The sequence below is a fragment of the Nitrincola iocasae genome (genome assembly GCF_008727795.1).
GTDB lineage: Bacteria > Pseudomonadota > Gammaproteobacteria > Pseudomonadales > Balneatricaceae > Nitrincola > Nitrincola iocasae.
The window spans coordinates 3,046,436-3,072,230 of the sequence record NZ_CP044222.1; the positions used below are offsets into that span (position 1 = coordinate 3,046,436).

Annotated in this window: 26 protein-coding genes; 14 read left to right on the top strand and 12 right to left on the bottom strand. The window is 50.4% G+C overall.

Annotated elements, in window-relative coordinates; translation table 11 throughout:
* Positions 1-41 precede the first annotated feature (41 nt).
* Entirely contained in the window at positions 42-2,135 is a 2,094-nt protein-coding gene (locus tag F5I99_RS14000) for a catalase (protein WP_151057018.1), read from the bottom strand.
* A 218-nt stretch (positions 2,136-2,353) separates the two neighbouring features.
* On the opposite strand from F5I99_RS14000, the gene F5I99_RS14005 reads away from it, so the two are divergent.
* The 6 genes from F5I99_RS14005 to F5I99_RS14030 all read left to right on the top strand — a co-directional run bounded on the left by F5I99_RS14005 (position 2,354) and on the right by F5I99_RS14030 (position 6,154).
* Positions 2,354-3,562 carry a phospholipase D-like domain-containing protein gene (locus tag F5I99_RS14005; RefSeq protein WP_225307422.1) on the top strand — a complete coding sequence of 403 codons (1,209 nt, stop codon included), beginning with the start codon at positions 2,354-2,356 and terminating at the stop codon, positions 3,560-3,562.
* Between the two features lie 124 nt (positions 3,563-3,686).
* Positions 3,687-3,866 (top strand): hypothetical protein, encoded by a 180-nt coding sequence (locus F5I99_RS14010; RefSeq protein ID WP_151057022.1) that lies wholly within the window; start codon positions 3,687-3,689, stop codon positions 3,864-3,866.
* Positions 3,863-4,255, top strand: coding sequence for a PRC-barrel domain-containing protein (locus tag F5I99_RS14015; RefSeq protein WP_151057024.1), 393 nt, complete (start codon positions 3,863-3,865; stop codon positions 4,253-4,255). The genes F5I99_RS14010 and F5I99_RS14015 overlap by 4 nt, the downstream gene beginning before the upstream one ends.
* A gap of 101 nt (positions 4,256-4,356) precedes the next feature.
* Positions 4,357-4,572 (top strand): DUF3185 family protein, encoded by a 216-nt coding sequence (locus F5I99_RS14020; protein WP_151057026.1) that lies wholly within the window; start codon positions 4,357-4,359, stop codon positions 4,570-4,572.
* Between the two features lie 14 nt (positions 4,573-4,586).
* Positions 4,587-5,744: an AI-2E family transporter gene (locus F5I99_RS14025; protein ID WP_151057028.1), complete on the top strand. Its 1,158-nt coding sequence runs from the start codon at positions 4,587-4,589 to the stop codon at positions 5,742-5,744.
* Complete coding sequence (locus F5I99_RS14030; protein WP_151057030.1) at positions 5,741-6,154, top strand: phage holin family protein; 414 nt, start codon at positions 5,741-5,743, stop codon at positions 6,152-6,154. The genes F5I99_RS14025 and F5I99_RS14030 overlap by 4 nt, the downstream gene beginning before the upstream one ends.
* Here the strand turns inward: F5I99_RS14030 and F5I99_RS14035 are convergent.
* Entirely contained in the window at positions 6,114-6,395 is a 282-nt protein-coding gene (locus F5I99_RS14035; protein ID WP_151057032.1) for a hypothetical protein, read from the bottom strand. The two genes, F5I99_RS14030 and F5I99_RS14035, sit on opposite strands and share 41 nt — an antisense overlap.
* 38 nt (positions 6,396-6,433) lie before the next feature.
* Positions 6,434-6,715: a DUF883 family protein gene (locus F5I99_RS14040; RefSeq protein ID WP_151057034.1), complete on the bottom strand. Its 282-nt coding sequence runs from the start codon at positions 6,713-6,715 to the stop codon at positions 6,434-6,436.
* A gap of 243 nt (positions 6,716-6,958) precedes the next feature.
* Between F5I99_RS14040 and F5I99_RS14045 the strand changes: the two genes are divergently transcribed.
* From F5I99_RS14045 to F5I99_RS14065, 5 genes are all read left to right on the top strand, one after another.
* Positions 6,959-7,426: an MgtC/SapB family protein gene (locus F5I99_RS14045; protein ID WP_151057036.1), complete on the top strand. Its 468-nt coding sequence runs from the start codon at positions 6,959-6,961 to the stop codon at positions 7,424-7,426.
* 198 nt (positions 7,427-7,624) lie between these two features.
* A complete protein-coding gene (locus F5I99_RS14050; protein ID WP_151057038.1) occupies positions 7,625-7,939 on the top strand; it encodes a NifB/NifX family molybdenum-iron cluster-binding protein in 315 nt (104 codons plus the stop codon).
* Positions 7,940-8,005: 66 nt separating this feature from the next.
* A complete protein-coding gene (locus F5I99_RS14055; protein ID WP_151057040.1) occupies positions 8,006-9,217 on the top strand; it encodes a TsoY family (seleno)protein in 1,212 nt (403 codons plus the stop codon).
* 96 nt (positions 9,218-9,313) lie between these two features.
* Complete coding sequence (locus tag F5I99_RS14060; RefSeq protein WP_151057042.1) at positions 9,314-9,967, top strand: peroxiredoxin; 654 nt, start codon at positions 9,314-9,316, stop codon at positions 9,965-9,967.
* Positions 9,968-10,066: 99 nt separating this feature from the next.
* On the top strand, positions 10,067-10,966 hold the full coding sequence (locus F5I99_RS14065; RefSeq protein ID WP_151057044.1) for an MBL fold metallo-hydrolase: 900 nt from the start codon (positions 10,067-10,069) through the stop codon (positions 10,964-10,966).
* Positions 10,967-11,042: 76 nt separating this feature from the next.
* On the opposite strand, the gene F5I99_RS14070 is transcribed toward F5I99_RS14065, so the two are convergent.
* The 9 genes from F5I99_RS14070 to F5I99_RS14110 form a co-directional block, all read right to left on the bottom strand.
* On the bottom strand, positions 11,043-11,480 hold the full coding sequence (locus F5I99_RS14070; RefSeq protein ID WP_151057046.1) for a hypothetical protein: 438 nt from the start codon (positions 11,478-11,480) through the stop codon (positions 11,043-11,045).
* A 246-nt stretch (positions 11,481-11,726) separates the two neighbouring features.
* Entirely contained in the window at positions 11,727-13,205 is a 1,479-nt protein-coding gene (locus F5I99_RS14075; RefSeq protein ID WP_151057048.1) for a solute carrier family 23 protein, read from the bottom strand.
* A 114-nt stretch (positions 13,206-13,319) separates the two neighbouring features.
* Entirely contained in the window at positions 13,320-14,888 is a 1,569-nt protein-coding gene (locus tag F5I99_RS14080) for an aldehyde dehydrogenase (NADP(+)) (protein WP_151057050.1), read from the bottom strand.
* A gap of 14 nt (positions 14,889-14,902) precedes the next feature.
* On the bottom strand, positions 14,903-15,898 hold the full coding sequence (gene araD1, locus F5I99_RS14085) for an AraD1 family protein (protein WP_151057051.1): 996 nt from the start codon (positions 15,896-15,898) through the stop codon (positions 14,903-14,905).
* An 8-nt stretch (positions 15,899-15,906) separates the two neighbouring features.
* On the bottom strand, positions 15,907-17,079 hold the full coding sequence (locus tag F5I99_RS14090) for an L-rhamnonate dehydratase (protein ID WP_151057053.1): 1,173 nt from the start codon (positions 17,077-17,079) through the stop codon (positions 15,907-15,909).
* A gap of 55 nt (positions 17,080-17,134) precedes the next feature.
* Positions 17,135-18,154, bottom strand: a complete 1,020-nt coding sequence (locus F5I99_RS14095; RefSeq protein WP_151057055.1) for a 4-hydroxythreonine-4-phosphate dehydrogenase PdxA — start codon at positions 18,152-18,154, stop codon at positions 17,135-17,137.
* Between the two features lie 2 nt (positions 18,155-18,156).
* On the bottom strand, positions 18,157-19,449 hold the full coding sequence (locus F5I99_RS14100) for a TRAP transporter large permease (protein WP_151057057.1): 1,293 nt from the start codon (positions 19,447-19,449) through the stop codon (positions 18,157-18,159).
* A complete protein-coding gene (locus tag F5I99_RS14105) occupies positions 19,446-20,000 on the bottom strand; it encodes a TRAP transporter small permease (RefSeq protein ID WP_225307423.1) in 555 nt (184 codons plus the stop codon). The genes F5I99_RS14100 and F5I99_RS14105 overlap by 4 nt, the downstream gene beginning before the upstream one ends.
* A gap of 64 nt (positions 20,001-20,064) precedes the next feature.
* Positions 20,065-21,039 carry a TRAP transporter substrate-binding protein gene (locus tag F5I99_RS14110; protein WP_151057059.1) on the bottom strand — a complete coding sequence of 325 codons (975 nt, stop codon included), beginning with the start codon at positions 21,037-21,039 and terminating at the stop codon, positions 20,065-20,067.
* Positions 21,040-21,323: 284 nt separating this feature from the next.
* Between F5I99_RS14110 and F5I99_RS19855 the strand changes: the two genes are divergently transcribed.
* From F5I99_RS19855 to yiaY, 3 genes are all read left to right on the top strand, one after another.
* Positions 21,324-22,052, top strand: a complete 729-nt coding sequence (locus F5I99_RS19855) for a FadR/GntR family transcriptional regulator (protein WP_151057061.1) — start codon at positions 21,324-21,326, stop codon at positions 22,050-22,052.
* 151 nt (positions 22,053-22,203) lie between these two features.
* On the top strand, positions 22,204-24,378 hold the full coding sequence (gene katG / locus F5I99_RS14120; RefSeq protein WP_151057063.1) for a catalase/peroxidase HPI: 2,175 nt from the start codon (positions 22,204-22,206) through the stop codon (positions 24,376-24,378).
* 268 nt (positions 24,379-24,646) lie between these two features.
* Entirely contained in the window at positions 24,647-25,795 is a 1,149-nt protein-coding gene (yiaY, locus tag F5I99_RS14125; protein WP_151057065.1) for an L-threonine dehydrogenase, read from the top strand.

Below are 25,795 nucleotides of genomic sequence, written 5' to 3' on the forward strand. Positions count from 1 at the left end.
CAAGGCCTGCTTGCCGATATCCCGGAGGGCTGGCAGCTTAATCAAGCAGGAGGGCCACTATTGCGGGATGAATGGCGATGAGCGGCGACTGCTTCAATGAATGCAGGCGCCGTTTCAGCAGCCTTGGCACTCTTGGCCAGCAGGATACCCTTGTTCGTTTCTTGCAGAGAGTGATCAATACCGGCCATGTCCAGCAACTTCCGTCCGGCACCTAAAGCCAGTAGCGTTTTACCGTGTCTGAACATATCTGTTAAAAACTCCATAGTATGGTCGTTGCCTGCGAGTGCCTGGACGGCATCGCAACCATCAGGCAGCACCACAGCATCGAAGAGAACCCCCGGAGAGTTTTCCATCGACTTGCCCGCTTGTATTTTCTCACCGCAGGAACCCGTAAACAGACCCACGCGTGGCCCCACCCAATGTACGACAGCACCCGCATCGGTGAGGATATCATAAAGACTGGCAAGAGAGGCATGCTGGACGCCACTCTCAACCAGCATGGCAATCTGGCGGGTACGAATACCACCGTCACCCGGTAGCGCCATCAGTGACAAGGCAGGAGAAACGGTGACCTCAGGCAAGGGTGGATCAGCAATGACCTTAGACATGGCAGCAGGCACCTCCATACCCAGACCAGCAGCAACTTTGGCGGCCAGTTGTACTGAAACGTTTACTAATGAAGATAGCATCCTTTCACGTATGGCGCGAACTCCGACCTTACTCAGTTCGAAGCGGAAGGCAGCTATAATATGTTCTTTTTCGGCTGCTGTCTGACTGTCAAAAAACAGGGTGGCCTGGACATAGTGCTCGAAAAATTTCTCCGGCTTTCCACGCACTTTATCTACCTCAAGGACCTCAGGAAAGGACTCAAACCCGGAGGCTCCGATCAGAAGGGGGCAGCCACCGGCCAATGAATTCGGCTCATAGGCAATACGCCCTGAAGGCACGGCTTGACGATGCATGCCATCACGCTGGTTATTCTGTATTGAGGCAAGCGGTGCATTGACTGGAATTTCGTGGAAGTTAGCACCACCGAGTCGAGTGATCTGCGTATCCACATAGGAATGGATGCGACCGGCAAGCAATGGATCATTGGAGAAGTCGATGCCCGGTATAATGTGCGCGGTACAGAAGGCAACCTGTTCGGTTTCGGCGAAAAAGTTATCCGGGTTGCGATTAAGCACCATGCGCCCGACAGGCGTCAGAGGTACCAATTCTTCCGGTATCAGCTTGGTCGCGTCAAGCACATCGAAGCTGAAGCTTTCTGCCTGTTCTTCGGTGAAAATCTGTAGCCCCAACTCCCATTCCGGGAATTCCCCAGACTCGATGGCCTCCCACAAATCACGCCGATGAAAATCAGGATCCGCACCGGCTATCTTCACCGCTTCATCCCAGACCAGAGAATGGGTTCCCAGCAGCGGCTTCCAGTGGAACTTGCAGAATACCGATTCACCCTGCGCGTTAACCAGGCGAAAGGTATGCACGCCAAAGCCCTGCATCATCCGATAACTGCGGGGTATCCCACGATCCGACATCACCCACATCAGCATATGTGTGGACTCCGGCATCAGCGAAACAAAATCCCAGAAGGTATCATGCGCAGACCCGGCCTGTGGCATACCATGATGCGGTTCCGGCTTGAGGGCGTGAACCAGATCAGGAAACTTCATCGCATCCTGAATAAAGAATACCGGTATGTTATTGCCGACCAGATCCCAGTTACCCTCATCGCTATAGAACTTCACGGCGAAACCACGGGCATCACGCGCAGTGTCTTTTGAGCCACGCTCGCCAGCCACGGTGGAAAAGCGCACGAACACCGGAGTGATCTTCCCCTTTTCAGCGAACGGCGCGGCGCGAGTGTACTGAGTCAACGTATCATAGGCTTCGAAGTAGCCGTGAGCGGCAGAACCGCGCGCATGGACGATGCGTTCAGGAATGCGTTCGTGATCAAAGTGGGTGATTTTTTCTCGCAGAATAAAATCTTCAAGTAACGAGGGTCCACGCAAACCGGCTTTCAAACTATTTTGATTATCCTCAATGCGAACACCTTGATTAGTGGTCAAGGTTGTAGCGTTCGCATCAGCACTGATGCCTGCTTGTGGCGACTGAGCTGGTTTTTTGTTCCTGGCCATGATGTTCTCCGATAAGGTGTGTAGGGGGATAACCTGTATCGATTTTCATGTGGCTGCTGGGATCTGTCTGTTTGCTGGCGAACACTTGAGACAGGCTGTCCCTCTCTCAGCCACGCCACTCTGTTATGCGTAAAGTGTGATAACGCACTGACGCGACGGCCCGTGCTGGGCAACACTAGCTGACACACAGACTAGAAATGATTTGTCAGGAGTTACCGATGGTCTTCAAATCACCGGGAAAGATGCTGGAGCGTAAGATTGAACATCGCCACACTGTCTCTGATCCACAGTTTCGGCGCGAGATGTCCGTCTTGCTCGGCCCCACGATCGTGCCCGGCAATCAAGTAACTGCACTGCATAACGGCAAGGATATTTTTCCTGCGATGCTGCTGGCCATTCGTTCGGCACAGACATCAATCACCTTAGAAACGCATATTTACTGGTCAGGTGAGGCGGGTGAAGCCTTCTCTGAAGCACTTTCCGAACGTGCCCGTGCCGACGTGCCGGTTAGCGTCATCATCGACTGGGTCGGTAGCTCCCGCATGGAGCAGTCGTTGTTGGACTCCATGCAGAGCGCCGGTGTGCAGGTATATCGATATCGTCCATTGCACTGGTACAATTTAGGCCATATGAACAACCGCACTCATCGCAAATTGCTGGTAGTTGATGGCCACATCGGCTTCACCGGAGGCGTCGGGATCGCGGATCAGTGGACCGGCGATGGCGGCGATCCCGACCACTGGCGAGACACGCATTACCGGGTTGAAGGGCCTGTAGTGGCACAGTTACAAGCGGCCTTCAACGACAATTGGATCAAGACCACTGACCAGGTACTGAATGGCCCGAGCTACTTTCCAGCCCTGCAGGCGCACGGCAAGATGGACGCCCAGGTATTTTTAGCTTCACCCTCCGGCGGTAGCGAGAGCATGCACCTGATGTACTTGCTTGCGATCACCGCCGCCGAGTCGTCTATCGACCTGGCGGCGGCCTACTTTGTGCCCGACAAGCTGTTGATCAAGGCCTTGATCACTGCCCGTAATCGCGATGTTCGCGTTCGTATTCTGTTACCTGGTCCACACATAGATGCGCTTACCGTCAAGCTAGCCTCCAAGTCAGATTGGGGCGCATTGCTGGACGCAGGTGTGGAGATTCATATCTATCAGCCAACTATGCTACATACCAAGCTATTGATCATCGATGAAGAGTTTGTCTCAGTGGGATCTACCAATTTCGACATGCGTTCGATTCGACTCAATGACGAAGCGAGTCTAAATATATACAGCAACGACTTTGCCACTCAGATGACAACAGTGTTCGAGAATGATCTGCTGGCAGCTGAGCCCTATTCACTTGCTCACTGGAACAGCCGTCCCTTATACGCAAAGCTCTCCGAAACAATTCTGCTCCCCATCAGATCACAGCTTTGATTGCGGTTAGCTAAGTTGGTCACCGCACAGACCCTTATTTGAGCTTGCATTAGTTTGGAAACCTCACCGTATACAGCTGGTGAGAGACAGACCCAAAACGCAACAATTACCTGGAGATCAACTCATGAGCACGCATCAGGTCAAAGTGAGTGAGCGCGACGAGAAAGGGAAGAACAAAGAAGTAGTCACCAAGGTCACCGACGATAAAAACACGGAAACGAAGCATAAAACAGTGAAGTCTGGTGGCGAGCATGAAGCCGTGTTAGCCGATGTCAATAACGATAGCAAAAAGGTAACGAAATGAATAATTCAACGATGCAACTGGACAGCGCCTTCGATGCCGCAGGAAAGCTGCAGGCCGGATTAGTTTTACTGAGCGCCTCCACTATTACCGGTGATGAAGTCTTCAACTTGCAGGATGAGAATCTTGGAAAAATTCAGGACATTATGCTCGATATCACTGAGGGCAAGATACGTTACGCGGTGTTGTCTTCGGGCGGATTCCTGGGCATGGGTGATCACCTGTTTGCGATTCCCTGGAGAGCTTTCAAACTGGACAAAGAGAACCATCGACTCCTTCTCGATATCGATCTCGACCGCCTGAAAAAGGCACCAGGTTTTAACAAGGATGAATGGCCGAATATGGCTGATCCCACCTGGAACGCAACTATCGATTCCTACTACACCCGGTGATCTGATCAACCGGTAAACTGAGCACGGAAGATCCGGGTAATACCCCTACCCGGATCGACCCTGCCAAAAAAACCATGCGGCGTGGCGAAAAGGAAATTGAAATGACGAGTAATAAAATTCTGGCGTTGGTGTTGCTTGTGGTGGGTTTAATCCTGCTTTTCTTTGCATATCAATCATCCCAAGGTCTGGACGATCAGGTGTCAGAGGCCGTTACAGGCAACTTCACTGACTCCACTATCTGGTTTCTGATTATTGGTATAGCGTCAACCCTGGTCGGAGCTGGATTGCTGATGTTCGGAAAATCTGCAAGCAACTGACACAGGAATTCGCAATGCCCGATGATATAAATGAATCCCAGGTTGCTAATAAAAACCCGGATAAACGGCTGTTCAACGCCGTTGAGATTCGCTTATTTCGCAGCACAGCAGTACTGTTTTCATTGGTTGCTCTGACCACGCTGGTCGGAATCATCGTATGGGCATTTAGCTGGTTACTCAGTATATTTTACAACCTGCTCCTGTCGCTATCTCTCGCCGGCATCCTGGCTCTGGTGCTTTATCCAGTGGTGGAGTTTCTGGAAAGACGGCTCCGCCTACCGCACTTGCTGGCCATCATTATTGTATTGTTGGTATTTTTTGTCATTATTGGTGGCCTTATTCTGCTACTCGTACCTATTCTAGTCAGCCAGGCTGTTCAGTTGATGAAGGTTTTACCCGAGCTACTGGCAAGCTGGCAGTCACATTTTTCCTTCAATTTTCCCGAACTCAGCTCCATGATTTCAAACGAAATGGAGGACAGCGACGGGGAGAAATCCGAGCCTATCTTACCTGGTCTGGAAGACACGGGTAGAACCATCATGTCCTATCTGGGACTGTTAGCAGGTATCAGTTTTGTGCCCCTGTTTCTGTTTTTTACCCTACTGTCCAGAGGATTATTGCGAGAGAAGGTATCCGAACTTTTATCTGTCTTTCACAAGCCGACCCAGCAAAAATCATTGTATTTCATGGATATGTTTGTGGAATACGTTTCAACATTCTTTCAGGGGCAACTGATCATCGCTGTTTGTATGGGTAGCCTGTATGCCGCGAGCTTTACGTTGATCGGTCTGGAGTTCGGTGTACTCATCGGGCTGGCACTGGGGCTACTGAATATCGTCCCCTTCCTGGGTTCTCTGATCGGCCTATTGGTGGTCCTGCCCATGGCTTATCTACAGCCAGATGGCGGTATTGAGTTATTACTCTTGGCCGGCCTGGTATTCGCAGCAGTACAACTGATTGAAAGCTGGCTGCTGACACCGAAGATCATGGCCAACCGATCAGGCCTACACCCCGCATTAGTAGTTATCTCACTGTTTTTCTGGGGCACTGTCCTGAGCGGTATTATCGGCATGGTGCTCGCAGTACCCCTGACAGCCTTCTTCGTAGCCATCTGGAGCGAGATCAAAACCAGCCTGGAAAATGTACTTAATGGTCGAGGTGCCAAGCCATGACGGAAAAAGATAGCGTCCAAGACAATGCCAGTGATAAGGACAACATCGAGGACATCACCAGCATTTTTAGAACTTTATCAGCTGATATGCTACATCTTGTCGTAGTAGAAACGAAACTGTTCGGGCACACGCTGCTGGCAATGATTGGACTCAGCCTGGTGATAGCACTGCTAGTCATCGGTGGATGGCTGTTTACCGGGGCAGCAGTAGCGATGGCACTGGTCAGCTTGCAGGCCTTCAGCCTGACAAGCGCCCTGCTGACGGTGGCGCTGATCAACCTGGTGCTGGCGACCCTAACATTCTGGCGACTGCGTTATATTACACGAGACCTGACGTTTCGCCAGAGCCGGGCAAGCGTTAACAGCTTGATTACTCATGCCCGGACTGTCGTTGATACTGCAGAGCACTGAGCAGGTCAGCAGGCTTGTACGAGCCGATAAGGCTGGAAACGATCTGCATGATTTTCATCTGGCTAGTCAGGAATCCGTAGACACGTTTGATCCCAGGCAGATTCAGGCGTTCAGCCAGTATGCCACAGACAAACGCAACAGGCAGTGCAGCAGGGTGGCGAGCCAAAGCTCGCACCTGATGCAGGTAGCTGTCGATACGTTGATGAATCGCACCAGCCCGACGATCAATCTGGCCGCGCACCTGCGCGGCCTCGTGCCTTAACTGCTTGCAACTAGACACTATGACCGACGTTTTAAGGCGGAAAGCAAGCTTCCTGCAGCAAAGGCTATGCCCAGGGAGATCAAAGGATTCTCTTGTACGAAGAGGCTAACGGTATTCATAGCTTCATCGGAGCGCTGCTTGGTTTTCTGTTTGGCATCTTTGACATAATCTTTCGCATCTTCGGCTTCATGGCGAATACGTTCTTCGGCCCTGCCCGCCGACTTGGCGATCTGATCAACTGACTCATGGGCACTTTCAGAAAAGCGGTCTGTGGTGGCGTGGTCGTTACTTTTACTCATGGTATTTTCTCCATTGCTAGGGATGAAACACGAGTGAAAGCTAATCAGCTTCCACTAGCATGTACCATGAAGTCTCTCGCATAGACGACCACCTGTCTGCGCGGCACCGAACAGAGTTCTGGCTTGTATCACTGCCTGCCACAGGTTAAATTAATCAGCAGGTGCTAACCTTAAGTTGAACCTGGAATCAACGAGGCTCTTTCATTTTCCGCGATGCATTTTTAAATCCGTTGGTATAGTTATATGAGCTTGATACCTGATATTGATTGGAACATTGTCATACTGCATATCCGCGATTTATTGTTCGCTTATATCCTTGCTCTGCCAATTGGTTGGGACCGCGAAAAGCATGAACGCACGGCGGGCCTGCGCACCTTTCCTCTGGTAGCTGTTGCTGCATGCGGCTACATGCTGGTCGGACTTCAGGTGCTAAGCTCAACAGATGCCGAAGCACGTGTTATGGAAGGTATTATTACCGGTATAGGATTTATTGGCGGGGGTGCCATCCTCAAAAATGTAGTCCAAGGTGAAAGCTTCGTTTCCGGTACAGCAACAGCGGCTAGCCTGTGGCTAACAGGCGCAATCGGTATATCAGTCGCCACCGGACGACTCGAAATTGCGCTGATTCTGAGTGTACTGACTTTCTTTACCCTGCGAATCGTGACCCCGGCCAAAGCACTCTTACGCTCACAGGAAGACAAAACGCCCTGAAGCACTTATTAAGCGTTCCAACCAATGTTAGCGCCTCAACTGCTGATTCAGAAAACAGCTGAATACTGAAAAGCCACAGTCATTTCTTTTCAACACCGCCACAAAACAACGCCCACTCTATTGCTATAAGCTTATTCCATTTAACAATAAATCTGATATATTAGATTTATCGCAACAAATAGCAAATGAGCGCTTAAAATGAAAATTGCCGTTACCAGTCAAAACCGCAAGACCGTTACTGGGCATGCGGGCCGCTGTCGTAAGTTTTGGATCTATACGCTTGAGGAGAGTCGGGTAGTGGATAAATCATTGCTTGAGCTCAGCAAGGATGAGTCATTTCACGACAGTGATTCAAATGCACCTCACCCACTGGATAATATGAACATTCTGCTTACGGCGGAAGTAGGAAAAGGTTTATCAGCGCGCCTCGCCCGCAAAGGCATCCGTGTAGTGGTTACACAGGAAACTGATCCTGATAGTGCTATAAAGCAGCTCGTACAGACGACAGAATAATTTCGCTAAACATTTACTCATACCCTAGAACGTTCTATACCAACCTCATAAGCAAGGAGGCCGCCGATGTTAAGACGCGATCCAGAGCAACCCTGGCACCCTAGTTATTGGCTTGCTTCCCTGGGCGCAGGCGGACTCTCAATATCTTTTTTCATGTATCTGATGTGGCTGGTGCCACATACAAACTTCCCCATGCCGACTTGGCAGCATCTTGAGGTAGTGCTGACAGGCCATGTACCACTACCTATTGGAGTGCGACCCGTAGCGATTTTGGCTACTCTGTTAATGATGCTATTAGCATTACTACATTTCGTACTGTTGGTCTGGAACTTTCGTGAACTCAGTGCTGCCCGCACCACGGAGGCATACATGAAACTGCTAGGGTCTCCAAATGAAGTTCAACTCATGACTCAACCACTTACACTAGCAATGACCGTCAATGTTTGCTTTGCGCTTGGTGCCTTATTAGTACCAAACCTATGGACAATTGTGGAGTATCTGTTCCCACTAGCAATACTGGCGTTTTCAGCTATAGGCATTTGGTCCCTAAAACTATATGGTCGCTACCTGAGCCGAATGTTAGTTAATGGTGGCTACCGTAGTGAAGAACACAATCACCTGTCGCCGTTGATCGCAGTTTTTACTTTTTCTATGTTGTCAGTGGGCTTTGCGGCACCTGCAGCCATGTCTCACTCACAAGTTCTTGCGGCACTGGCAGGCACACTATCTATACTGTTTCTGATGGTAACGCTTGTCACCGGCCTACTAGTGCTAATATCCGGCTTACAAGCCATGCTACAACATGGTTTACAGCCACAGGCGACCCCTAGCATCTGGATGATGGTTCCTATCATGACTTTGCTTGGTATTGAATGGGTGCGGATACAACACGGCTTAAGTCATCACTTTGGTACTTCAATTGAACAGGGGAAGTTGTTTGTTGTACTGACTGCAATCTTCATGCTTCAGTTGGGCATCATGCTGCTGGGCTTCAGGGTCATGAAACTTAACGGCTATCTCAAAGCACATCTTCACGGTGATCAACGCAATCCTGTCAGTTTTGGATTAATCTGCCCCGGTGTAGCAGTGTTTGTAATGGGTATGTTCTGGTGGCATCTAGTTTGGGTAAAAAGTGGGATTGTCACCGCATTTAGTCCACTTTATTGGCTGGGAATTACCCTGCTGGCAGCGATTCAGTTACTCACATTTGCTGCACTACTTCGCTTAAGCAACCGCTTGCTTCGCCACAAGTCTGTTGTTATTGCGTCGATGCAATAAAAAACAGCTATCGCAACAATAGATATAAACATATTCCATTTAGTTATTTGACTGTTATATTAGACTTGTCTAAAGCAAATAACCGAGGATTTAACTATGGAAAACATTGAAAATACAGCTGTTGGATTGCCAGGCTTAAACCAGCGAGCACCCGAGTTTAATGCCCCCACAACCGATGGCATGAAGTGCCTGGACGACTACAAGGGCAAGTGGCTGGTGCTCTTCTCACACCCGGCTGACTTTACCCCAGTCTGCACCACGGAGTTTATGGCCTTTGCCAAAATGGCCCCTGAGTTCAACAAGCGCAACTGCGAACTACTGGGCCTGTCTATCGACAGTCATCACTCGCACATCGCTTGGATACGTAATATTAAAGAGAAGTTCGGCGTTGAGATTCCCTTCCCGATCATTGCCGACTTGAAAATGGATGTGGCACGCGCCTACGGTATGATTCATCCTGGAGCCGCGGATACCTCGGCCGTGCGAGCAACGTTTATGATTGATCCTAACGGTATTCTGCGTGCCATGGTTTACTACCCCATGAGCAATGGTCGCTCCATACCGGAATTCCTGCGCCTGCTTGACGCGCTACAAACCAGCGACGAGCATAAAGTTGCTACACCAGAAGGTTGGCAACCAGGTGACCGCGTTATTGTACCGCCTTCTGCAACAGCCGCTGGTGCTGATGAGCGAGTCAATTCCGGTGAATACGAGTGTGTTGATTTCTACTTCTGCACCAAGCAGCTTTGAAACATATACTTAGCTATTAGTGGCTGATCTAAAACTCTCACTTAGCATCAAAAGTGAGGGTTTTTTCAGCCGTTACTATTAATGCTTAGGAGTTAAAACATGAATAATTTAGTCGATACTCGAATAGATACGTCAAACATCCCAAAGGTTAAAGCCTTTTTTGACGAACCGACCAATACTTTCAGTTACGTGGTGCAGGATCCTACATCCAATGCCTGCGCCATTATCGATTCAGTGCTGGATTTCGATTATGCCAGTGGGCGTACAGACGTTTACTCTGCCAACGAAATCATCGCTTACGTGAAGACTGAGAAGCTGCAGGTTGAGTGGATTTTAGAAACTCACGTGCATGCAGATCACTTATCTGCTGCACCTTACCTGCATGATGCACTGGGTGGTAAAACCGCTATAGGTGCCATGATTACCGTGGTACAAGACACTTTTGGAAAGGCCTTCAATGCCGGCACAGAGTTTGCTCGTGATGGCAGTCAATTTGACCAGTTGTTTAAAGAAGGTGATCACTTCGCCATCGGAAATTTGCAGGGTTACATACTCCATACACCGGGACACACACCAGCCTGTCTGAGCTATGTGATTGGCGATGCCGTATTTGTCGGCGACACCTTGTTCATGCCTGACTACGGAACTGCACGCTGTGACTTCCCTGGTGGTGATGCGAAAACCCTGTATCAATCTATTCAGAAAGTGCTGAGCTTACCGGCCGAAACGCGTGTATTTCTATGCCATGACTACAAGGCACCAGGGCGTGAAGAATATGTCCATGAAACCAGCGTTGCCGAACAGCGCAAAAACAACATTCATGTACATGAAGGCATCAGTGAAGCCGAATTTGTGCACATGCGCACCGAACGGGATGCGACACTCGACATGCCAGCCCTGATTCTGCCATCGGTGCAGATCAACATGCGCGCGGGTGAGATGCCACCCGCCGAAGACAATGGCCAAATCTACCTGAAAATTCCGATTAATCTGTTCTGAATGTCTTAGGCACAACCAGAACCGTAAAGCACTTGAGCCTGGCTTTCGTCTTTGCCATGCAAGTATGCAACAATAATCAGAAACTGAATACACGTGTATCCGTAGCCAACATTTTTTCAGCAATCGCTGGTGGCGCGGCAACGTCAACGCCTTCACGCAGTGCATCCCTGTCATTGCTACTGTTAGGCAAATACAAGGCACACACACTCACGCTTGCACCACCCTGTTGCAGTTTTAACATCAGTTGTTCAGGTGTCACGTTGTTTGGCTTTAACGCTTCACTGACGGTGTCCTGTAAGGCAAGATTCCCGGCTTCGTCACAGAGCAACACATCAACTTGCGCTCCCTGTCCCTGCATGGCATTACCCAACACCATAGCCATACCTTGAGTCTGAAGTGATCCACTATTGACCATGATTAAGGCTTTCTCAACACTGTGATCGTCTGCCTGAACAGCAATAGGCGCCAACAGGCTTGCAGCTAAAATCAATGCAGCATAGTTACTTGTCTTCATTAGACATCTCCACTTTAAAGGTTATTAAATAGCATAATAACACATTAGAATAATCTAATGTTAGTGGAGATATCATTAATGTATTAAACCCAAGCCCTATTCAATATCATTGATAATAGTTGGTTTGTCCGGCCCGGCCATGCTATCAACAATGTTGCAAATCTCGTTACCAACGCTCAACCACTGAACACGCAAACGCAGTGTGTAGTACTGCTATTTACCGATGAAATACAGGGTTGGAGCTAATCACAGTTTCGCTGACTTAAATGCAAACCAGCCAAAGAAGGCCGCCATCACCAGGTAACCCAGGCTGAAATCCGGTGAAGCATTGAATGACAGTTCCGGTGCATGCATCAGCCCCACAAACGAGCAGGCTGCTGCGACCAAGGCAAAGATAGCCGCTTGACGGAATTTGTGGTCAATCACTGAAACTGTCATCGCCCCTAGCAGAATCGCCGTAAACATCGCGCCCTGCCCCAACACCACAATGGCACTGGAGATATTATCGACCACATCACCGGCCCCACGGTTAAAACGGGTCATGACATAGTTGGCAAAGTAAGGCAGCATCGCCAAGGCAATCGCCGGATAGTAGCGTGTCTCATTGCTTTGAAATGCGGTGGCAATCATCGACATGCCGACAAACACCAGAATCGGCGCCACTACCGATACCGGAATAATCGCCGCTAAGGCGGCAATCAAACCAAACATGGTTGCTATGCCATAGACCACACCATTGAGAATACTGTAGCCACGGCCAGCTCCCATCCACTTGGAGCCCACGGTAGCTATGTAAACGGTGGTCGGGAACACGCCACCAAATACCGCACCCAGCATGGTGCCAACGCCATCTACGGCCTGACACTCACGTACATCATACTTGTCACCCGCCGCTTCCATGGCTTCGACGTTGTTCATTGTCTCGATGGCATTGTACAGGGTAATCGGCAGCACCACGGTAAGGATCGCCAGCATACTGGTGAACAGCAAACCCAGACCTTCAAACCAGGCCATTCCCGGCAACAGCGGATAGAACCCCAGATGGGTGAAAGCGTCACTGAACTTGGCTGTATCAGCCGCACCAATCAAATAAGCCAACGCCGTACCGACGATAATGGCAAACAATGATGCCGGAATACGAAACGGCATTGACACTCTGGCAACCAAGCCGACGATGATGATCGCCAGTACCAGCAGACCAATCACCGGGATTTCCAGCGTTTTGAACAGCATTTCACCAGCAATAAAGGTCAAAGCCACCCCGGCAACTGCACCCAGCATCGCCGCACGAGGTAAATGTGTCTGAATCCAGCGGCCAATTACACTGATGCACACCTCAATCAGCCCACTAATGAAGCAGGCCGCCACGGCAATTTTCCACGCCATGACCTCATCTCCGGTCAGGGTCTTTGCCGGTAACAACACCCCAAACAGAAAGACGAACATAACAGGAGTGCTGATGCCGTAAGACAGTGCCGTGACATCGGCACGATTTTCCTTACGCGCCAGACGTGCGGCACTCCAGGCATAGTAAAAATTACCCACCATCACCGCGACCGCCGCACCCGGCAATACCTGGCCAAACACGATTGATGCAGAAAACCCCATACCCAACATGGAGATCGCAATAATCACGAAGTTGGCAATGTTGTTCTGAAACAGGGCGAAGAAGGCGTCAGTATCTTCCTTTTTGTACCAAGGGTAATGCACAGGCTGAGGGGTCATGGGAATGCGATTCTCTTAGTTATGAATTCAAGCTAATAAAAGCGCGAATTTTAGCAGTAATGCTTGAGTAACAGCCAGAGAAGCGTCTATGCGTTACTAAGAACAGCAATGGGGCTAATGCGCCCCATCTATCACAGGTTTCATTGCATAAGGGTTGCTGTCTTTCAAACTATCCGGAAGCAGGGCGTCAGGAATATCCTGATAACAAACGGGCCGCTGAAAACGGCGAATAGCACTGCTCCCCACTGACGTAGATCGACTATCTGATGTTGCAGGAAAAGGCCCACCATGGACCATAGCATGTGTTACTTCCACGCCGGTTGGCCAACTATTGGCAAGAATTCGGCCGGCCTTACGCTCCAGTAGGGGAAATATCTCTTTGGCCCTTGGCAGGTCACTCTCATCCATGAAAAGTGTTGCGGTTAATTGCCCTTCAAGCTGCTCCAGAACCTGTTTCAACTGGGCATAGTCACGACATGAAACCACCAAACACGCAGCACCAAACACTTCGTTATGTAACAGCGGGTTTTGTATAAAGGCATCTGCCTGAACCTGGAATAATCCTGGCTGACACTGGTTCGGTCCTGTTGTGGAGCACCCTCGTGCCAGTGTGGTAACAGCCGGGTGTGCCGCCAGCACAGCCACGCCCTGTTCATAAGCACTATGGATACCTGGCGTCAACATGGTTTGTGCGACTTGAGTGCTGAGTAGCTCACCGGCCTGACTCAGAAATTGATTCAGTTCAGCGCCTTCAACCGCCAGCAGCAAACCAGGATTGGTACAAAACTGACCGGCGCCCAGGGTCAGCGAGGTAACAAATCCTTGTGTCACCCCCTCATCCTGCTGTAGTGCGCCGTTAAATAAAATAACGGGATTGATACTGCTCATTTCAGCATACACCGGGATAGGCTCAGGACGAGACTGAGCGATCTGCATCAGCGCCATACCACCACCGCGCGATCCGGTAAAACCGACCGCCTTAATCCTGGGATCGGCTACCAAAGCCTGACCCAGTGCATTGCCCTCACCAAACAACAGTGAAAACACCCCGTCTTCCAGCCCACAGCTCGCCACGGCGCGCTGAATGGCCCGCCCGACCCATTCAGAGGTGCCAGGATGTGCCGGATGTCCCTTCACCACCACCGGACATCCTGCGGCCAAGGCTGAAGCCGTATCTCCGCCAGCCACAGAAAAGGCCAAAGGAAAATTACTGGCCCCGAACACAGCTACGGGACCGAGTGGCATTAGCTGATAACGCAGATCACTTCTGGGCAGGGGTGTGCGTGACGGCAGGGCTGGATCAATACGCAGCTCCTGCCAGGCCCCGCTTCGTAACAGTCCCGCAAACAACCGCAGTTGATTACAGGTTCGGCCCCGCTCACCGATCAAGCGCGCTTCGGGCAAACCGGACTCCAGCTGCGCCCGCTCAATCAACGGCTGGCCAATCGCCTCTATTTCGCTCGCAATAGCCTCAAGCAACTCGGCTCGCTGCAGTGGCGAGGTTATCCGAAAGCCATCAAAAGCATCACTGGCGAGCTGACAGGCTCGCTCAATATCAGCTTGGGATGCGCCCGGATAGTCCGGCTCCAGTAGCTGATTTTTTGCGGGATTAACGCCATGAACAGCCGCCTCAGTGCCTCTGACAGCAGACTGACCAATCAGTAACTTACCTTCCAGTATCATTATGTTATCTCCTTTCATGCCAGGTCAGCGATTGCCAGTACAGGCTGTTCGTTCTCAAACTGCAGCGGGTTACGCAGCGGTCTTCCGAACTGATTTAATTCGATTTCGAACACATCACCGGCCTGAGCCTTAATGCCATCCGCAAAACTCAAGGTAGCCGTGCCGAAGAAATGCACATGCAGATCTCCTGGACGCCTGAACTGTGCATACTTGAAATGATGCTGCTCTAAATTGGCCAGGGTATGCGCCATATTGACTTCACCGGTCAGAAACGACTTCTCCCAGATCACTGAATGGTTGCGGCGGATACGACTCACCCCTTCCAGGTGTTCAGGCAATTCACCTAGCAACAGCTCGGGGCCCAGACTGCAAACACGCAGTTTGGAATGCGCCAGCCAGAGGTAATTGAACCGTTCCGTCACATGGTCCGAAAACTCATTACCCATCGCATAGCCAACACGCCAGGGTGTGCCATCCGGTCCATTGATATAGAGTCCAGCGAGTTCCGGCTCCTCACCTGCATCCTCAGCAAAGCAAGGTGCTTGCAAGGGTTGTTCAGGTGCTACGATTGAGGAGCCGTCACCTTTGTAAAACCATTCTGGCTGCGCACCGACTTGACCGGCGGGTGGTTTACCCTGTTCGACACCCAGTTTGAACATCCGCATAGAATCAGTGAGCTCTGCCGCATCAGCCGTTACTTTGGCATGCATTGCAGACCGGGTATCGGCACTGCCCAGATGCGTCAGCCCTGTCCCCGTCACCAGACAGTGTGCAGGATCGGGATGTGTGATGGGTGGTAATAAACGCTTTTCGTCAATTAACAATTGATAAGCGATGCGCTCATCAGTCATCCGTTCACTAATCAACTCACGCAGTGATCGGGAGTGAGTGATTGCCTCCTGCGCCAAAGCATAAACACCGCCCTCAGCCATAACTGGAAGTATCCAGTCATGGTCCTGTACCAGGCCGACACACAGCTGATCAGCGACAACATATTGTATAACTCGCATCTGTCACCTCACTCGATGATGTTGAACTGGTCGAAGTAGCGTGTATTCAGACTCAATCCCAGACCTGGCTTGTTATCATCCAGATCAATGAAGCCATTAACAGGTTCCGGGTCCCCTTCGAACAGGTAGTAGAACAACTCATTGCCAATCTCGACATCGTGCACTGGGAAGTATTCAGACATGGGTGATGCCAGAGTGGCCATGGTCAGGTGGTAGTTATGCATCTGCCCCGCATGTGGGATCACCGGTACACTGTAGGCTTCAGCAATCGCATTGATCTTGCGAGCCGCCGTAATCCCTCCCACGCGGTTGGTATCATACTGCACCACAGAGATAGCCCGTTTCTCCAGTAATTGTTTGAAGCCATAGTGGGTAAATTCATGCTCTCCACCGGAGATCGGAATGCTGGTCAATTGGTTCAGCTCCACATAACCATCAATATCATCCGCCAATACAGGCTCTTCCAACCAACGTGGCTGATAGGTCTCAAGGCGAGGCAGCATCCGTTTGGCATACTCCAGATTCCAACCCATATAGCACTCAAGCATCAGATCAATATCTTCACCTATCACCTCACGAACCGCGGCAACACTGTCAAGGTTCTTGCGCATCCCTTCTGGGCCATCTTTGGGACCATAACCAAAACGCATTTTCATCGCTTTGAAACCCTGATCCAGATAAGACTGCGCTTCGCGCTGCATCTCGTTCAGGTCAGTGCGATACAGCTTGGAGGCGTAACAGGGAATTTTGTCCTTGGTGCGCCCTCCCAGCAGTTTGAACACAGGCTTGCCAGTCGCTTTACCCAGAATATCCCAGATGGCGATATCCACACCGGAAATGGCCGCCATACCAATTCCTTTGCGCCCCCAGGCATGTGTAGATCGGTACATGCGCTGCCACAAATATTCATAATCGAAGGGGTCCTGATTCAAAATCAGCGGCGTCAGATACTGGTCGATGATTGCCTTGGCAATACGTGGCGCCAAGGCAACATTACCCAACCCGACTAGGCCGGTATCGGTTTCTATCTCGACCGTGGTCCAGCCATGAAAACGGAAAGTACCCATTGAATCACTCTTATCCCAGAGCTCATCCATGGCATTGGAGCAAAAATTAGCTGTGGGTGGCACGGTGTGGCCTTTCCATTCAAAAACACGGGTACGAACATTGGTAATTTTCATTATCTTATTCCTGATAAAAAGAGACGCTTACACATACATTGGTAATAACTTGTCATTAACGGTTAATGCGCTGCCTGCGGAGGTTGCCACCCATGCGGCAGGCAATGAGAAAGGCGTTGCGTGTGGGTCCAACATCAGCCTTGCCCTGCCCGGCAATATCAAAGGCGGTTCCATGGGCTGGCGTGGTTATGGGAATAGGCAGCCCACCCTGTACGGTGACACCCTGCTTAAAACCCATCAGCTTGATCGCGATCTGCCCCTGGTCGTGGTACATCGTCACAATCGCATCAAACTCACCGTCACGTGCCTTGAGGAAAATGGTATCGGCCGGGAAAGGACCTTGAACTGGATATCCGGCCGCCTGACATGCGACAACGGCTGGCTGAATAATATCGATCTCTTCACGACCACAGGTACCGCCTTCTCCTCCATGCGGATTGAATGCCGCTACAGCAATGCGTGGCTGATCAAACCCTGCCAGTTTCAAGGAGTCATGAATTAGCTGACTAGCCTGAATAATCCGCTCCTGAGTGACATACTCGGCGGCATCTTTGAGCGGTATATGTGATGAGATACGCGAGGTCCATAAATGCCCCAGGGTATTGAACTCACAAAAGTAGCTATTCACTCCCAGATGTTCGGCAAAAAAATGCAGTTCATCTTCATGCTTCAAACCACCCATTTTCATCGCCAGCTTATTCAGAGGGGCAAAGCAGATAGCATCGACATCACCAGCCTGCGCCGCATCCATACACTGCGTCAGTAGATTCAGTACAGAAGCCCCTCCCGCGGCACTTTCAACCGCATACTGGCTTGCCGTTGGCTGGAGGGTATCGACTGGCAAAAACACGGCTCCCTGGTGCAGACGTGCTTCCACAAAACAACTCACCTCAGGCAAATCATGCTGCACACCCGCAACGCGTTGACCCTCTTGCCACACCCAGCGGTCACCGATCAACACCGCATGTACTTCTGTAAAACACTCAGGTTCAGAAACCAGACGTGCAATCAGTTCGGGACCTATCCCGGAAGGATCACCCAGCGTCAGGGCAATCACAGGTTTTTCAGAGCGCATTATCAACCTCCTGTAGAGTAGAAAATATTAACCAGGGACATGGGTATCGCCGGGATATACGTCACCAGCACCAGGATGATGAACAGCACACCAATCATCGGCAGGTTGACGCGGGTGGTTTGCCACATATCTGTTTTTGCGATAGAACAAGCGGTTGCCAGAACCGAGGCCACTGGAGGGGTTTGCTGACCTATGGCCAGATTCAATGTCAGGATGATGCCGAAGTGAATCGGATCTATTCCCACTTGATAAACCAAAGGCATGACAATAGGGACCACCAGAATGATGGCGGCAGCACCATGCAAAAACATCCCCAGGAGTAATAACAGAATATTGAGCAGCGCTAACACGGCGATAGGATCATCAGTGAAGGTAGTAATTTGACGCGCCAGCTGTTGTGGCAGCTGCATTTCGGTCAAGAACAAACCCAACACGGCAGAAGTCGCCACTAACAACATCACCACCGCGGTTTGAACGACACCTTCAGTCAAGGCCCGATACAACAGTTTCAGATTTAGTTCACGATAAACCACGCCGCCAATGATTAGGGCCGCCAGCACAGCAATCCCCGCACCTTCGGTCGCCGTGACAAACCCACCGAAGATGCCGCCGAGGATAATGACCGGCAACAACAGTGCCCAAGCGGCCTCCTTGAAGGTTGTCCACACACGTCCCAATGAAAAAGCTTCTTCTCTTGGCAAGTCATATTTCACGGCGTAGTAATAGCAGAAACAGGCCAAGCCAAAGCCACCCAGAATGCCAGGTATAATGCCGGCCACAAAGAGCTGAACAACCGATACCTCTGCCAAAGCCCCATAGATGATCATTGACAGGGACGGCGGAATTATCACTGCCAGAGAGGCTGATGATGAGGTAATCGCAGCGGAAAAGTTCGGGTTGTATTTCTTGCGTTTCATTTCAGGAATCAACACTGAACCGGTAGCGGCCACATCGGCGACAGCTGAACCTGAAATTTCAGCGAAGAACATCGACACACCGACATTGACCATCGCCAGACCACCGCGAACAAAGCCAATCAAGGCTGAAACCAGATTAATCAGGCGAGTTGAAATACCAGAGGTATTCATCAACGCACCAGCGAAAATAAACAAGGGTATGGCTATCAACGGAAAATTGGTGGCCCCATTAAATAATGTCAGGGGAATATTCATCAGGTGCTGCTCCCCCATATTCAGGTACACACCGACGCCCCCAACGACACCAATAGCCACCGCTATAGGCACATTAATCAACACCAGTGCAAACAGTGCCGCAATCACAACCAAGAGAATCATGCTTTGGCCTCCTTGAGCTCTTCTTCAGCCAGACGAATAGCCTCTTCAATTGCTTCATGCTCTGTATCAACTCCGGCACACATCTTTTTCCAGGCACCAGGAAGACTCAGTAGTTCGCAGAGGATAAATAGCGAGGCGCTTATGGGTACAGCCGACTGGGTTAATGTCAGGCTGACGGATGGCAGCGACACCAGAGCATCCCAAGCCAGAATTTCCATCACCTGATAACCGTAGTAGGCCACCAGGGCAAAGAAGCTAATCACGATCAGCTCCGAAAAAATAAACAAGGGAATACGTATAGGGAGCGGTGAATGACTGATAATGCCAGGAAAGCCCATATGGGCACGTTTAAGCGCGGCGAGATTAGCGCCATAAAACGTCAGCCAGGCCAGCCCAACCGAAGCCACTTCGTCGTACCAGATCAGTGAACTGTCAAATGCTCTGAAGAGAACGGCAGCCAACACGATGCTGGTGAGTCCAATAAGCAAACAAACAGTAAATATTTCAAGCAGTTTCTCGACCCAAAATCGAGTGATATTGATCATCCACATGGGAAACAACTCTCGTCAAGAGTGTCTTTGGGTAGCCTTTGCCACCCAAAGACAGCAAGATTAATTAATCATTTGCCAATGTCAGACTACGCTCAACCAACTGCTCACCACCTGGCACTTGACTGGCAAATGTTTGGTAGATTGATTTACTCGCTTCTACAAATGCTTCGCGGTCGACCTCATTCACTTCCATGCCTGAGTTTTTCATCTGCACCAACAATTCTTCATCCAGCTCAGCGCCGCGTACCAATGCCCAGTCCTGGGTTTCAGCCGCGACATCGACGATGGCTTGTTTCACCTCATCAGAAAGGCTATCCCAGCGCCCCGTTCCAGCCGTCAGCCAGATAGGACTATAAACATGGCTGGATAAAGACAAGTAGTTCTGCACCTCCTGAAAACGTGCGCCGTATATATTTGTCAGAGGATTTTCCTGGCCATCAATGACGCCCGTCTGCAAGCCGACAAATACTTCAGAAAATGCCATGGGCGTCGGATTAGCACCCCACGCACTGAACATACTGGTACGCCACTCGCTTTGTGGGGTTCGGATACGCATGCCTTCCATATCTGAGGGTGTCACAATCGGGTGATTGTTATTGGTAATATGCCGAAAACCGTTTTCCCAGGTTGATACAATTTTCAAACCTTGTTCTGCAGCATTAGCAGCCAAATCAGTCATGACTATTTCACTGTCAATGCGTTTCAGGTGATCGCGATTTTTGACTAGAAAAGGCAGATCAAATAATGCAAATTCAGGGGCAATAGAAGACATGATGGATGAGATTGCCGCCAGATCCACGGTACCCATCCTGAGACGTTGAACTAACTGACGTTCATCGCCCAGCTGTCCACTGTCGTAGTACTCCACCTCAACACCATCACCTAGACGCTCTTGAAGGCGTCGGGTGAACTCCTGTGCCGTTTGCCCTTGTAAACTCTGGGGTGAGCCGCCAATTGCAAAAACGATTTTATCTGCTTGAACCTGAGTTGCAGTTAAGGCGAGTCCAAGCACAGAAAGTGACAGAAACTTCTTAATCATGGTTTTATCCTTATTGTTGTTAAATTTGTGTAATAACACCACTGGTCTAGTGGTATGTCTAGCAGACCACTTTAGCGAAGTCTAGATAGTGAAACGCGGGATTGTCAAGCAAAAAACAGCACAATAAGTGGATATAAGCGCAATCCTACGTTTATATTGTGGATAAATCTCAGCAACTGGTCTATCATACATACCAATAGATACAGTCTGTATCGCTCTGCGCAGACGAGCTATCAAGCCACAGAGATTGCACAGAACAATGGACTCCCAGATGAGGAAATCGAATGGAAAATCTGGCCTTTGCCTTTGAGAAAACACTCAAAAATAAAACCAAAAAAGACATCCTGTCAGACAAACTGATTGAAATGATTCTGACCGGCTTGCTGCGAGACGGTGATGTATTACCCAGCGAGCGCGAGCTGGCTCAACTCTTTGGTGTGAGTCGTGAAACAGTGCGTGGGGCTTTATCTCAAATAACAGCCTACGGTCTGATCACTGTCGCACAGGGTAGCAAAACACGCATCTGCGCCAGCGATGAAAGTCTCGCCCGCTTTCGTAGTACTTACATGGACGGTATAGATCACATCGTCAATCAATTTGATATCGACAGTGTGTTTGAAAGCCGGATATTGGTTGAGCGCGCCATTGCCCGAAACGCCGCAATGAGGATTGATGCAGAAGGCATTCTCAAGTTAGAACGGTTACTGGAAGCCCAAAGCAAACTCTTTGACTCACCAGTCCACTTCCAGCTCTCTGACAAAAGTTTTCACAAAATTATTTCCGAGTATGCCGGAAATGAAATCCTGCTCCGCTATTCTGAAGAACTCTACTCTTACGGACTCAGTATACGGCGCCAGGTCATGGTTGAAGCGGGCTCAATTGAGCGCAGTTACCATGAGCATTGTTATATCGTTGATGCGTTGAAACGCGGAGATCCCGATGCAGCTGAACGTGCCATGCTGTCGCACCTTGATAGTGTATATCGAACAACAAAGGAAAAACTGCACCACTAATGATAAATAAAAACTATCAGCATGGTGAATAAATGAAATTGCATAAATAAGGCGAAAGGCTAAATTTTCATCTATTCTGTTGGTGAAGTGTAAATGTCCTTACTAAAGAAGGCTGTTACACAGCGTACAAGTCATGAAACAGGAGAGAGATATGGAAAACAATAACGCCGGTTCGTTTGGCAAATGCCCTGTAATGCATGGCGCCAACTCCACCAGTGGCAAAACCAATATGGCCTGGTGGCCGAATGCGCTGAACCTGAATATTCTGCACCAGCATGATACCAAGACCAATCCGCTGGGACAGAGCTTTAACTACCGCGATGAGCTGAAAAAGCTCGACGTAGCGGCCCTGAAAAAAGACCTGACTAAGCTGATGACCGACAGTCAGGAATGGTGGCCATCAGACTGGGGCCATTACGGTGGCCTGATGATTCGTATGGCCTGGCATTCTGCCGGTTCTTACCGTGTTGCGGATGGGCGCGGTGGTGCCGGTACCGGCAACCAACGCTTTGCGCCACTGAACTCCTGGCCAGATAACGCCAACCTGGATAAGGCGCGTCGGCTGCTCTGGCCGATCAAACAAAAATATGGCAATGCAATCAGTTGGGCTGACTTGATCATTCTGGCAGGCAACGTGGCGTATGAATCCATGGGCTTAAAAACCTATGGCTTTGCCTTCGGTCGCGAGGACATCTGGCACCCTGAAGAGGATATTTACTGGGGTGCTGAAGAAGAATGGTTGGCACCCAGTGATAATGAAAAAAGCCGCTATTCCGGTGAGCGTGATCTGGAAAACCCACTAGCTGCGGTAATGATGGGCCTGATCTATGTTAATCCGGAAGGGGTTGATGGCAACCCTGACCCGCTGAGAACAGCTCAGGATGTTCGTGAAACCTTTGCCCGCATGGCCATGGACGATGAAGAAACTGTCGCCCTGACCGCTGGGGGACATACTGTAGGCAAATGCCACGGCAATGGTGATGCTAACTTACTCGGTGCTGAGCCTGAAGCGGCTGATGTTGATGAGCAAGGTTTAGGCTGGAATAACAAAACCTCGCGTGGCGTTGGCCGTGATACGGTCACCAGCGGCCTTGAAGGTGCCTGGACAACCCACCCAACCCAGTGGGACAACGGCTATTTTTATCTGCTGTTGGGCTACGATTGGGAACTGAAAAAAAGCCCGGCAGGTGCCTGGCAGTGGGAGCCAGTTAATATCAAGGAAGAAGATAAACCGGTCGATGTAGAAGACCCATCTATCCGCCACAACCCAATCATGACCGATGCTGATATGGCCATGAAGATGGACCCTGAATACCGCAAAATTTCTGAGCGTTTCTACCAGGATCCCACGTATTTCAGTGAGGTATTTGCACGTGCCTGGTTTAAATTGACTCACCGCGACATGGGGCCGAAAAACCGCTATTTCGGCCCGGAAGTACCACAGGAAGACCTGATCTGGCAGGACCCTATTCCCGCCGGCAACAACAATTATGATGTCACTGCGGTGAAAGCAAAAATTGCGGCCAGCAGTCTGAGTATCGCTGACATGGTCACAACCGCCTGGGACAGTGCCCGCACTTTTCGTGGCTCTGATATGCGTGGTGGTGCCAACGGTGCACGTATTCGTCTGGCACCTCAGAAAGACTGGGAAGGCAATGAACCAGAGCGTCTAGCCAAAGTGCTTGCTGTACTGGAAGGCATTGCTGCCGAAAGTAGTGCCAGTGTAGCGGATGTCATCGTGCTGGCGGGCAATGTCGGTATCGAACAGGCGGCCAAAGCGGCAGGCATGGAAATTAATATACCCTTTTCACCAGGTCGCGGTGATGCCTCTGATGAAATGACTGATGTCGAGTCCTTCAGCTACCTGGAACCGGTACACGATGGTTTCCGTAACTGGGTGAAGAAAGACTATGCCGTGAGTCCTGAGGAGCTGCTGCTGGATCGTGCTCAGTTGATGGGCCTGACAGCACCGGAAATGACAGTACTCCTGGGTGGTATGCGTGTACTAGGTACTAATCACGGCGGTAGCCAGCATGGCGTGTTCACCGACAAAGTCGGGCAGTTGAGCAATGATTTCTTTATCAACCTGACTGATATGCGTTATAGCTGGAAACCCACCGGCAAAAACGCCTATGAAATCGTAGAACGCAAAACTGGAACAGTGAAGTGGACAGCCACACGCGTGGACTTGGTATTCGGTTCCAACTCCATTCTGCGCGCCTATGCCGAAGTCTATGCGCAGAACGATTCGAAACAAAAATTCGTGCAGGATTTCGTCAAGGTCTGGACCAAGGTGATGAATGCCGATCGTTTTGATCTGCTCTGATCATCGATTTTTGTGACTAACGGGCGTCCCTCACAGGGGCGTTCGTTTTACTGTGCGTTTCCTACCCAGTTAGCCTACACACCCCGCTGCTAGGCGCCTGCCCAATTCCCCCACGGGTTATACACAGCCTTGTCCCCGGTTTTTGTGCACAAGTCGAACGATCAATCTGTGCATAGAGTTACTCTGCTGCAATTTGACCTTGATCAAAGCGCCCACCAACCAACTTGATACACTTAAGACTAATCAGTTATCAACAAGGAGATAGACCATGGCGGTCAGCGAATTCCATATTCCTTCATTGAACCTAATGGGTGAAGGCGCACTTGCACAAGCCATCGAAACAATTCAGAAAAAAGGCTTCAAACACGCGCTGATTGTCACCGATGCAGGCTTGGTCGCTGCAGGACTGGTAGATCAGGTCACAGCCTCACTACAGCAGACAGGTATCCAGTGCAGTGTATTTCCTGAGGTACATCCCAACCCGACCACTGCCAACGTGGAGGCTGGACTGGCATTGCTTAAAGCAGGCCAGTGCGACCTGGTAATTTCACTGGGCGGTGGCTCTCCTCACGACTGCGCCAAGGGCATAGCTCTGGTCGCCACCAATGGTGGCAATATACGTGATTTCGAAGGTGTGGATAAATCTGCCCTACCCCAATTGCCGCTGGTGGCCATAAACACTACCGCGGGCACAGCCAGTGAAATGACGCGCTTTTGTATTATCACCGATGAAACCCGTCATATTAAAATGGCCATAGTGGATAAGCACACCACCCCCATCCTGTCGGTCAATGATCCACTGACCATGCGGGGTATGCCTCGTCAATTGACCGCCGCTACAGGGATGGATGCATTGACCCATGCGATCGAAGCCTATGTGTCCATCGCCGCCACTCCCATCACCGATGCCTGCGCTTTGAAAGCCGTCGAACTGATAGCTCAGTATCTGCCTCGTGCGGTGGCACAGGGCGATGATATGCAAGCCCGTGAGCAGATGGCCTATGCCCAGTTCCTGGCCGGCATGGCGTTCAACAATGCTTCTCTGGGTTATGTACATGCCATGGCCCACCAACTGGGCGGTTTTTATGATTTACCCCACGGTGTGTGTAACGCCGTACTGCTACCCCATGTGCAAACCTTTAACAGTCAGGTGGCGGCTGAGCGTTTGGCGCAAGTAGGTCAGGCGATGGGACTGGCAGCCAGTGAATCAGCTCAGGCTGGTGCAAGCGCCTGCATTGAGGCGATCAAGGCACTAAAAGATCAGGTGGGTATTCCTCGTGGACTGGCTGATTTGGGTGCCAAGCAGGAAGACATCCCCATACTGGCTGAAAATGCGCTTAAAGATGCCTGTGGAATAACCAACCCGATTCAGGCAACACAGGCGCAAATCGAGGAAATCTTCAAAAGCGCCTGGTAA

Excerpts from the sequence above, each read along its gene's own strand:
- F5I99_RS14000 (WP_151057018.1), bottom strand. The coding sequence starts at position 2,135 with ATGGCCAGGAACAAAAAACCAGCTCAGTCGCCACAAGCAGGCATCAGT.
- F5I99_RS14015 (WP_151057024.1), top strand. The coding sequence starts at position 3,863 with ATGAATAATTCAACGATGCAACTGGACAGCGCCTTCGATGCCGCAGGA.
- F5I99_RS14110 (WP_151057059.1), bottom strand. The coding sequence starts at position 21,039 with ATGATTAAGAAGTTTCTGTCACTTTCTGTGCTTGGACTCGCCTTAACT.
- F5I99_RS14025 (WP_151057028.1), top strand. The coding sequence starts at position 4,587 with ATGCCCGATGATATAAATGAATCCCAGGTTGCTAATAAAAACCCGGAT.
- F5I99_RS14070 (WP_151057046.1), bottom strand. The coding sequence starts at position 11,480 with ATGAAGACAAGTAACTATGCTGCATTGATTTTAGCTGCAAGCCTGTTG.
- F5I99_RS14060 (WP_151057042.1), top strand. The coding sequence starts at position 9,314 with ATGGAAAACATTGAAAATACAGCTGTTGGATTGCCAGGCTTAAACCAG.
- F5I99_RS14080 (WP_151057050.1), bottom strand. The coding sequence starts at position 14,888 with ATGATACTGGAAGGTAAGTTACTGATTGGTCAGTCTGCTGTCAGAGGC.
- F5I99_RS14005 (WP_225307422.1), top strand. The coding sequence starts at position 2,354 with ATGGTCTTCAAATCACCGGGAAAGATGCTGGAGCGTAAGATTGAACAT.
- F5I99_RS14040 (WP_151057034.1), bottom strand. The coding sequence starts at position 6,715 with ATGAGTAAAAGTAACGACCACGCCACCACAGACCGCTTTTCTGAAAGT.
- F5I99_RS14010 (WP_151057022.1), top strand. The coding sequence starts at position 3,687 with ATGAGCACGCATCAGGTCAAAGTGAGTGAGCGCGACGAGAAAGGGAAG.
- F5I99_RS14095 (WP_151057055.1), bottom strand. The coding sequence starts at position 18,154 with ATGCGCTCTGAAAAACCTGTGATTGCCCTGACGCTGGGTGATCCTTCC.
- F5I99_RS14020 (WP_151057026.1), top strand. The coding sequence starts at position 4,357 with ATGACGAGTAATAAAATTCTGGCGTTGGTGTTGCTTGTGGTGGGTTTA.
- F5I99_RS14100 (WP_151057057.1), bottom strand. The coding sequence starts at position 19,449 with ATGATTCTCTTGGTTGTGATTGCGGCACTGTTTGCACTGGTGTTGATT.
- araD1 (WP_151057051.1), bottom strand. The coding sequence starts at position 15,898 with ATGCGAGTTATACAATATGTTGTCGCTGATCAGCTGTGTGTCGGCCTG.
- F5I99_RS14105 (WP_225307423.1), bottom strand. The coding sequence starts at position 20,000 with ATGTGGATGATCAATATCACTCGATTTTGGGTCGAGAAACTGCTTGAA.
- F5I99_RS14045 (WP_151057036.1), top strand. The coding sequence starts at position 6,959 with ATGAGCTTGATACCTGATATTGATTGGAACATTGTCATACTGCATATC.
- F5I99_RS14090 (WP_151057053.1), bottom strand. The coding sequence starts at position 17,079 with ATGAAAATTACCAATGTTCGTACCCGTGTTTTTGAATGGAAAGGCCAC.
- yiaY (WP_151057065.1), top strand. The coding sequence starts at position 24,647 with ATGGCGGTCAGCGAATTCCATATTCCTTCATTGAACCTAATGGGTGAA.
- F5I99_RS14050 (WP_151057038.1), top strand. The coding sequence starts at position 7,625 with ATGAAAATTGCCGTTACCAGTCAAAACCGCAAGACCGTTACTGGGCAT.
- F5I99_RS14075 (WP_151057048.1), bottom strand. The coding sequence starts at position 13,205 with ATGACCCCTCAGCCTGTGCATTACCCTTGGTACAAAAAGGAAGATACT.
- F5I99_RS14055 (WP_151057040.1), top strand. The coding sequence starts at position 8,006 with ATGTTAAGACGCGATCCAGAGCAACCCTGGCACCCTAGTTATTGGCTT.
- F5I99_RS14065 (WP_151057044.1), top strand. The coding sequence starts at position 10,067 with ATGAATAATTTAGTCGATACTCGAATAGATACGTCAAACATCCCAAAG.
- katG (WP_151057063.1), top strand. The coding sequence starts at position 22,204 with ATGGAAAACAATAACGCCGGTTCGTTTGGCAAATGCCCTGTAATGCAT.
- F5I99_RS19855 (WP_151057061.1), top strand. The coding sequence starts at position 21,324 with ATGGAAAATCTGGCCTTTGCCTTTGAGAAAACACTCAAAAATAAAACC.
- F5I99_RS14030 (WP_151057030.1), top strand. The coding sequence starts at position 5,741 with ATGACGGAAAAAGATAGCGTCCAAGACAATGCCAGTGATAAGGACAAC.